We start from the raw sequence: 8,191 nt of genomic DNA on the forward strand, positions 1-8,191 counted from the left end.
CGCGGCCCACGCGTCCTCGACCTGTGCGATGCGAGCCATGTCGGCCCTCGAGCAGCCCGCGGCCAGGTCGGGGAGGATCACCTGCTGGGTGTCCGCGGTCAGGATGTCGGCTGACTCGGCCATGAAGTGGACGCCGCAGAAGACGATGTATTCAGCCTCCGGACGCGCCGCTGCGTCGCGGGCCAGCTTGAACGAGTCACCGGTGACATCGGCGAACTGGATGACCTCGTCGCGCTGGTAGTGGTGGCCGAGCACGAACACCCGCGAGCCCAGCGCCTCCTTGGCCGCGAGGGCGCGGGCGACCAGGTCGGGGTCGGAGGCCGCCGGCAGGTCGCCCGGGCACTCGACGCCGCGCTCCGAGCCGGGGTCGACGCCCCGGCCGAGGGGGAGCAGCGGCAGGTCGACAGTGGTCATGGCTTTGATCCTATTCGCGCCGGTGACGCCTAGAGCAGGGCCCCGTTGTGAACGTACGGCGCCGGGGGTTTCATCCCACGCAGCCCCAGGTAGCCCTCCTGGTGGAGCTCCAGGCGGGCCGTGAAGCAGACGTCGAGCACCCACTGGTTCGCCGCGGTCACGTGCGGCACGGAGGCCTCCTCCGGTCCCTCGGCCAGCGCGGCCCAGAGCAGCCGGGCAGCGGTACGCCGGTTCGAGGCCGCGAGAAGCCCGAGCCGGCCGCGCTCGTCGAGATAGGCGTACCCGGCGCCGGTCGAGGTGTCCGAGACCAGCAGCCGCCAGGTGCGCAGCATCAGCTCGTGGTCGACACCGTGGCCGGCCCCCCGGGCGGCCCGGTCCAGGGAGTCCATGAGGTCCACGTCGGCGGCCGACCCGTCCCGGACCTTTTCCAGGACCGGGATCGCGGAGCGGTCGAGGCGCCCGGTCAGGTACATCTGCGGGTGCAGGTCGAACCCCGCCTGCCGGTAGACGCGCACCGCCCTCGCGTCGGCCGAGGCGGACAGCATCGCTCTTGTGCACGACCGGCCGTGGGCCATCGCGGCGGCCAGCAGCGGCTTGCCGATGCCCTGTCCCTGACGCGCCGGCAGCACGGCGTACGTCGCCAGGCACCACAGCGTCTCCCGCCGGAACGAGGTCGCGATACCCACGATGCCGGTGTCGTCCTCGGCCACCCAGCACCCGCCGGGGTCGTGCCGGACGAGGTGCGTGGTGCGCTCGACCCACACCTCGCGGTGCCGCACGGACCGGCGCGCGGCAGGCGGCCCGTTCGCGCGGCGGGTCCGGCTGTCCAGCTCGTAGAACCCCTCGTCGCTGACGCGCTCGGCCACCACGACGTCCTCGGGGCGCATCGGGCGGATCACCGGGCTCATCGGGCGATAACTTAGCCGCGTGCCAGCCCTGCCCGCCTTCGAGAAGACGTCGGTGGCCTGAGGTGCGGGTCCTGGTCGCGCCGGACTCGTTCGCCGGGACGCTGTCGGCGGTCGAGGCCGCGGTCGCGATCGCCGACGGCTGGCGGGAGACCGCGCCGGAGGACGAGCTCGACCTCGCCCCGATGTCGGACGGCGGACCGGGGTTCGTCGACGTGCTGCACGAGGCCCTGGGCGGGGAGCTGCTCGCGCTCACGGTGCGCGGTCCCCACGGCGAGCCGACGCCGGCGAGCGTCCTCGTGGCGGGGGAGACGGCGTACGTCGAGAGCGCGCAGGCCTGCGGGCTGCACCTCACCGGCACCGTCGACCCGGCGGGCGCGGAGGCGGCGACCACCTTCGGCGTGGGGGAGCTGCTCGCGGCCGCCGTGGACGCCGGTGTCGCGACCGTGGTGGTGGGGCTCGGGGGGAGCGGCACCACTGACGGCGGCGCCGGCCTGCTGGCCGCCCTCGGAGCCACCGCCGACGTGTCCCTGGACGGCGGTGGCGCCGGCCTCGACGGCGTCACGACGGTCGACGTGGCCGCCGCGCGGGGCCGAGTCGGCCCGGTGCGCCTGGTCGCCGCCAGCGACGTCGACAACCCGCTGACGGGGCTGTTCGGCGCCGCCAAGGTCTTCGGGCCGCAGAAGGGCATCGCCGAGGCGCGGCTGCCCGTCGTCGACGGCTGGCTGGAGGCGTACGCCGCGGCGCTGGACCGGCGACTGGCGCTGGAGAAGGGCGCCGGTGCGGCCGGTGGCCTCGGCTACGCCTTGTTGGCCCTCGGGGCCACCCGCGAGCCGGGCATCGCCCTGGTGGCGGACGCGGTCGACCTGGCCGAGCGGGCGCGGGCGGCGGACCTGGTGCTCACCGGTGAGGGCTCCTTCGACTACTCCAGCCGGGCCGGGAAGGTCCCCCACGGCGTGGCGACGATCGCCGAGGAGGCGCTGCGGCCGTGCGTGGTGCTGGCCGGACGGGTGGAGGTCGGGGCCCGGGAGATGCGGGCGCTCGGGGTCGAGTCGGCGTACTCGATGGTCGACCTGGTGGGGGAGGGGCGCGCGTTCGCCGAGCCGGCCGCGGCGCTGGCCGAGCTGGCGGCCCGGGTGGCGCGCACCTGGTCGCGCTGAGCGGGAGCGTGCTGCACAACACCGCCAGGAGAGCCAGGAATAACCGGCCGTGTGCGAGACTTGAGGCTGGCAGAAGGACGCCTGCACTGACATCTGGGAGCCTGGAGCACATGACCGAGCAGCTTGAGACCGAGCACCGCACCGACGGCATCAACCTGAGCCCGGTGGCCGCGGCGAAGGTGAAGAGCCTCCTCGACCAGGAGGGCCGCGACGACCTCTCACTGCGCATCTCCGTCCAGCCCGGCGGGTGCTCGGGGCTGCGCTACCAGCTGTTCTTCGACGAGCGGAGCCTCGACGGCGACGTGGTGACCGACTTCGACGGCGTCGCCGTGGTGGTCGACCGGATGAGCGTTCCCTACCTCAACGGCGCGCTGATCGACTTCGTCGACACGATCGAGAAGCAGGGCTTCACCATCGACAACCCCAACGCGACCGGTTCCTGCGCCTGCGGCGACTCCTTCCACTGAGGGATCGCGCAGTCGGCCGCACGGAACGATCGGCCGGCGTGGGCTCGATCGGGTCGAGAAAGCGCAGCCGCTGAGGCTGGAACTCAACGAGAGCGTTCGTTGCGGTGGTCTCGACAGGCTCGACCGGCGGTGGCGAGCGGGTGGTTGCGCTGCGGTCTCGACAGGCTAGACCGGCGGTGGCCTGGCTCAGTCCAGGTGCAGTGACAGCGCGTTCGCGATCCGCTGTGCCGCCTCGCTGATCTCGATCTCTGGCTTGGGGAGATCGGTCGGGAAGTCGCTGTAGATGTCGGTGAAGGCGAGCCGCGGCGCCACGAGCGGGAGCCTGGCCCCGGCGACGGCCGCGTCGGCGCGCATCGCCTGCAGGCTGTCCAGCTCGTCGTACGCGCTCACGGGCTCGACGCTAGGCGCTACCGGTCGGTACGCCCACGACTACGCGTCGGTAGCATTTCCCTCTAGGCTTTCCCGACGTGCCTGACAGACCTGCCGAGCCCGCGGAGGCCGGATCCCTGCTGATCGCGGGATCCATCGCCACCGACCACCTGATGAACTTCGGCGGGAAGTTCGAGGACTCCCTGGTCGTCGAGCAGCTGCACAAGCTCTCGGTCTCGTTCCTCGTCGACGACCTCGAGATCCGGCGCGGTGGCGTCGCGGCCAACATGTGCTTCGGCCTGGGCCGGCTGGGGCTGCGCCCGGTGCTCGTGGGCTGTGCGGGCGACGACTTCGCCGACTACCGCTCCTGGCTGGAGCGCCACGGCGTGGACTGCGACCACGTCCGGATCTCCGAGACCCACCACACGGCGCGGTTCGTCTGCACCACGGACACGACCGGCGCCCAGTTCGCGTCGTTCTACCCCGGCGCGATGAGCGAGGCCCGCCTGGTCGAGCTCGAGCCGATCGTGGACAAGGTGGGCGCCCCGTCCTACGTGCTGATCGGTGCCGACGACCCCGACGGCATGCTCCGCCACACCGAGGAGTGCCGGCAGCGCGGCTACCAGTTCATCGCCGACCCCAGCCAGCAGCTGGCCTTCGGCGCCGGCGAGCTGATCCGCAACCTGGTCGACGGGGCGGCCTACCTGTTCTCGAACGAGTACGAGTCGCACCTGATCGAGCAGAAGACCGGCTGGTCGGCCGACGAGGTGCTCGCGCGGGTCGGCATCCAGGTCACCACGCTCGGCAAGGACGGCGTGCGGGTCCGGGGCAAGGACGGCGTCGACTTCGAGCGTCCGGCGGCCAAGGACGTCGCGGCGATCGAGCCCACCGGCGTCGGGGACGCGTTCCGGGCCGGGTTCCTGGCGGCGCTCGCGTGGGGCCTGAGCCTCGAGCACGCCGCCGAGGTGGGCTGCGTGCTGGCGGCGTACGTCGTGGAGACGGTGGGACCGCAGGACTACACGTTCACCGCCGCGCAGTTCCTCGGCCGGCTGGAGACGTCGTACGGCCTAAGCTCCGCCGAAGCCGTGCGACCGCACCTGACCGCCTAGACCCCTGTGGATCCTCAGACGAGGCGTCGCACCAGGTAGCGGGGCACGCCGTCGTCGGCGGGCTCCTCGCCGAGGTAGTCGTGGCCGCGCATCCGGCACCACGCCGGCACGTCGTGCGCGGCTGCGGCGTCGGTCGTCGCCACCGCCACGGTGCCGCCGACCTCGACCTCACCGATCCGCTTCCCGAGCTCGATGACCGGCAGCGGGCAGACCATCCCGCGGCAGTCGAGCTCGAGGTCCGCGGTCACACTCCCGCATCCTTCCGGATTTCCTCGACTGTCGGCGGTAGCACCGCCAGGAGCTCGTCGACGTCGTCGTCGGTTGCCTCGCGGGTCAGCGAGACCCGGACGTTGCCGTGCGTCAGCGCCCCCATGGCGGCCAGCACGTGGCTCGGCTCGAGCGTCGAGGCGGTGCAGGCCGAGCCGCTGGCGACCGCGAGGCCGCGCCGGTTGAGCCCCTCGACGACCGCCTCGCCGTCGACGTAGAGGAACGAGAACGTCACCAGGTGGGGGAGCCGGTCGACGGCGTCGCCGACCACCTCGGTGTCGGGGATCGTCGCCACACCGGCGCGGATCCGGTCGACGAGGGCCTGGTGCCGGGCGTTGACCTCGTCGCGCTCGGCCACGACGGCCTGGAGCGCCGCGGCGGCACCCAGGACGGCAGGAACGTTCTCGAAGCCGCTCACCCGCTCGTCGACCCGGTCGTCCTCGGGGAACGGGCTGCGCCAGCGGGCCCCCTTGCGGACCAGCAGCACCCCCACCCCCGCCGGCCCGCCCCACTTGTGGGCCGAGCCCGCGGCGACCGACCAGCCGTCGGGCAGCGGCAGCCGGCCCATCGAGGCGCCGGCGTCCATGAACAGCGGCGTCCCGGTGGCCGCTGCCTCCGTCACGGGCTGGAGCGTGCCCACCTCGTGGTTGGCCGACTGCAGGGCCAGCACGTCGTGGTCGCCGAGGACGGCCAGGTCGATGCGACCCAGGCGGTCCACGGGGACCTGGCGGGACCGGACGTCCGGGCGCCAGGCCAGCGCGTGGAGCACCGCTGAGTGCTCGACGGCGGAGTGGGCCACGGTCGCGTCCGGGGCCGCCAACCCGAGCAGGCCGCGGTGGACGGCGTCGGTCCCGGAGGACGTGAACGAAACCTCATCGCGGCGTACGCCGAGCGCCTCCGCCACCGCCTCGCGGGCGTTGTCGAGGAGCAGCCGGGCGTTGCGCGCGGGGCCGTGCAGCCGGCGTGGGTCGGCGTACCCCTGGTCGAGCGCGGCGAGCATCGCGGCACGGGCGGCGGGGTGCAGCGGCTCGGAGGACGCGGCGTCCAGGTAGCGCTCGGCGGGCACGCCGTGAAACTACCTGCCTGATGGTCGACCCGGGGGGCCCTGCGGGCTGCCGTTGGGTTACTGTCAGCACTGTCCGAGGTGGTTGGTCGAGAGGGGCTCTACCAGTGGGTCTGCAGCGCATCGTGCGTTGGGCCGTACCGCTCGCCGGAGTGGTGCTCCTGGCCAGCGGCTGCTCGGAGGAGGGCAAGCGGCTCGCGATGCCCGACCCGGCGTCCGAGCAGGGCACGCACATCCTCAGCCTGTGGCAGGGCGCCTGGATCGCGGCCCTTGCGACCGGCGCGCTGGTGTGGGGGCTGATCTTCTTCGTCATCATCCGCTACCACCGGCGCTCCGACGACGAGATCCCCGTGCAGACCCGCTACAACCTGCCGCTGGAGATCTTCTACACGATCGCGCCGGTGATCATGGTCGTGGTGTTCTTCTCCCACACCGTGCGCACCCAGGACCTCGTCCTCAAGGACGAGCCGTCCAACCCGCCGGACAACATCATCGAGGTCACCGGCGAGCAGTGGTCGTGGACGTTCAACTACGGCCTCGGCGAGATCGACCAGTCCGCCGACGACGACCGGTTCGACGACCACTTCTCCTACCAGTCCTACGTCCACGACGGCGGCACCGGCTCCTACATCCCGGAGCTGTGGCTGCCGGTCGACGAGACCACGCGGTTCAACCTGCACAGTCCCGACGTCATCCACGACTTCGGCATCCCGAGCTTCCTGATGCGGATGGACGTCGTCCCCGGACGGGTCAACCACTACGTCATCACGCCGACCAGGACCGGCACGTTCCGGGGCAGGTGCTACGAGCTCTGCGGGGTCTACCACTCGCGGATGCTGTTCACCGTCAAGGTCGTCAGCCGTGACGACTACGAGGCCCACCTGCAGGACCTCGTCGACCAGGGCCTGGAGGTTGACCGCCCGCTGCTCGGCGGCTCGGAGGCCTACACCCAGGCCGGACTCGATGAGAAGGGAGAGTCCGAGTGACCGCCACCGCGTCCCGCGCCACCGTCATCACCCCGCGCCGCGAGCTGGGCAAGCAGATCGTCCGGGTGCTCACGACCACCGACCACAAGGTGATCGGCAACCTCTACCTCACGACGTCGTTCTGCTGGTTCCTCATCGGCGGCCTGATGGCGATGATCATGCGCTCCGAGCTGGCCTACCCCGGCCAGCAGGTCGTCAACGACGAGCTCTACAACCAGCTGTTCACGATGCACGGCACGATCATGCTGCTGCTGTTCGCGACCCCGCTGTTCTTCGGGTTCGGCAACGCGATCATGCCGCTGCAGATCGGCTCGCCGGACGTGGCGTTCCCGCGGCTGAACATGTTCAGCTACTGGCTGTTCCTGTTCGGTGGCCTGATCGCGGCCTCCGGCTTCCTCACCCCGACCGGCGCCGCCGACTTCGGCTGGTTCGCCTACACCCCGCTCTCTGACGCCGTGCGCTCCCCGGGCGTCGGCGGCGACCTGTGGGTGATGGGGCTGTGGATGGCCGGTCTGGGCACCATCCTGGGCGCGGTCAACTTCATCACCACGATCATCTGCATGCGCGCGCCCGGGATGACGATGTTCCGGATGCCGATCTTCGTCTGGAACACCCTGGTCACCAGCCTGCTGGTGCTGATCGCGTTCCCGGTGCTGGCCGGCGCGCTTCTCTCGCTCGAGGCCGACCGGCAGCTCGGGGCGCACGTCTTCGACGCCTCCCACGGCGGCGCGATCCTGTGGCAGCACCTGTTCTGGTTCTTCGGCCATCCCGAGGTCTACATCATCGCGCTGCCGTTCTTCGGCATCGTGACCGAGATCCTGCCGGTCTTCAGCCGCAAGCCGATCTTCGGCTACATCGGCCTGGTCGGCGCCACGCTCGGCATCGCGATCCTCTCGGTGGCGGTGTGGGCGCACCACATGTTCGTCACCGGCGCGGTCGACCTGCCGTTCTTCTCCGGCATGACCTTCCTGATCGCCGTGCCGACGGGCGTGAAGTTCTTCAACTGGATCGGGACGATGTGGGGCGGAAGCCTGTCCTTCGACACCCCGATGCTGTGGTCGATCGGCTTCCTGACCACGTTCCTGTTCGGCGGCCTGACCGGCGTCATCCTGGCCAGCCCGCCGCTGGACTTCCACGTCTCGGACTCCTACTTCGTGGTCGCGCACTTCCACTACGTGGTCTTCGGCACCGTGGTGTTCGCGATGTTCGCCGGGTTCTACTACTGGTGGCCGAAGATGACCGGCCGAATGCTGGACGAGCGGCTCGGCAAGGTGCACTTCTGGCTGCTGTTCATCGGCTTCCACACCACGTTCCTGGTCCAGCACTGGCTGGGTGTGGAGGGCATGTCGCGCCGGTACGCCGACTACCTGCCCGACGACGGGTTCACCACGCTCAACCAGGTCTCCACGGTCGGTGCGTTCCTGCTCGGCGCCTCGACGCTGCCGTTCCTC

The 8,191-nt window shown here is 71.2% G+C and carries 10 protein-coding genes; 5 read left to right on the forward strand and 5 right to left on the reverse strand.

The window, feature by feature from the left end; translation table 11 throughout:
• On the reverse strand, nt 1–414 hold a 414-nt coding region (nadA, locus tag VFV89_RS15610; RefSeq protein ID WP_329706877.1), incomplete at its 3' end, for a quinolinate synthase NadA.
• 29 nt (nt 415–443) lie between these two features.
• On the reverse strand, nt 444–1,322 hold the full coding sequence (locus VFV89_RS15615; RefSeq protein ID WP_329706878.1) for a GNAT family N-acetyltransferase: 879 nt from the start codon (nt 1,320–1,322) through the stop codon (nt 444–446).
• 62 nt (nt 1,323–1,384) lie between these two features.
• Between VFV89_RS15615 and VFV89_RS15620 the strand changes: the two genes are divergently transcribed.
• Together VFV89_RS15620 and VFV89_RS15625 are read left to right on the forward strand one after the other, a co-directional pair.
• Entirely contained in the window at nt 1,385–2,479 is a 1,095-nt protein-coding gene (locus VFV89_RS15620; protein ID WP_329706879.1) for a glycerate kinase, read from the forward strand.
• 110 nt (nt 2,480–2,589) lie between these two features.
• A complete protein-coding gene (locus VFV89_RS15625) occupies nt 2,590–2,946 on the forward strand; it encodes an iron-sulfur cluster assembly accessory protein (RefSeq protein WP_329706880.1) in 357 nt (118 codons plus the stop codon).
• 186 nt (nt 2,947–3,132) lie between these two features.
• Here the strand turns inward: VFV89_RS15625 and VFV89_RS15630 are convergent, their stop codons facing one another.
• Nucleotides 3,133–3,336 (reverse strand): hypothetical protein, encoded by a 204-nt coding sequence (locus VFV89_RS15630; protein WP_329706881.1) that lies wholly within the window; start codon nt 3,334–3,336, stop codon nt 3,133–3,135.
• Between the two features lie 152 nt (nt 3,337–3,488).
• Here VFV89_RS15630 and VFV89_RS15635 point away from each other — a divergent pair, with 152 nt between their 5' ends.
• Nucleotides 3,489–4,424: a carbohydrate kinase family protein gene (locus VFV89_RS15635; protein ID WP_329706886.1), complete on the forward strand. Its 936-nt coding sequence runs from the start codon at nt 3,489–3,491 to the stop codon at nt 4,422–4,424.
• Between the two features lie 14 nt (nt 4,425–4,438).
• On the opposite strand, the gene VFV89_RS15640 is transcribed toward VFV89_RS15635, so the two are convergent.
• Both VFV89_RS15640 and VFV89_RS15645 read right to left on the reverse strand, forming a co-directional pair.
• Nucleotides 4,439–4,672 (reverse strand): sulfurtransferase TusA family protein, encoded by a 234-nt coding sequence (locus VFV89_RS15640; RefSeq protein WP_329706882.1) that lies wholly within the window; start codon nt 4,670–4,672, stop codon nt 4,439–4,441.
• Complete coding sequence (locus tag VFV89_RS15645; RefSeq protein ID WP_329706883.1) at nt 4,669–5,757, reverse strand: cysteine desulfurase family protein; 1,089 nt, start codon at nt 5,755–5,757, stop codon at nt 4,669–4,671. The genes VFV89_RS15640 and VFV89_RS15645 overlap by 4 nt, the downstream gene beginning before the upstream one ends.
• 104 nt (nt 5,758–5,861) lie before the next feature.
• On the opposite strand from VFV89_RS15645, the gene coxB reads away from it, so the two are divergent.
• Both coxB and VFV89_RS15655 read left to right on the forward strand, forming a co-directional pair.
• Nucleotides 5,862–6,740 (forward strand): cytochrome c oxidase subunit II, encoded by an 879-nt coding sequence (coxB, locus tag VFV89_RS15650; RefSeq protein WP_329706884.1) that lies wholly within the window; start codon nt 5,862–5,864, stop codon nt 6,738–6,740.
• The coding region (locus VFV89_RS15655; protein WP_329706885.1) for a cbb3-type cytochrome c oxidase subunit I at nt 6,737–8,191 on the forward strand (1,455 nt) is incomplete at its 3' end. The genes coxB and VFV89_RS15655, both read left to right, overlap by 4 nt.

It is taken from the genome of Nocardioides sp. (assembly GCF_036274455.1).
Lineage (GTDB): Bacteria > Actinomycetota > Actinomycetes > Propionibacteriales > Nocardioidaceae > Nocardioides.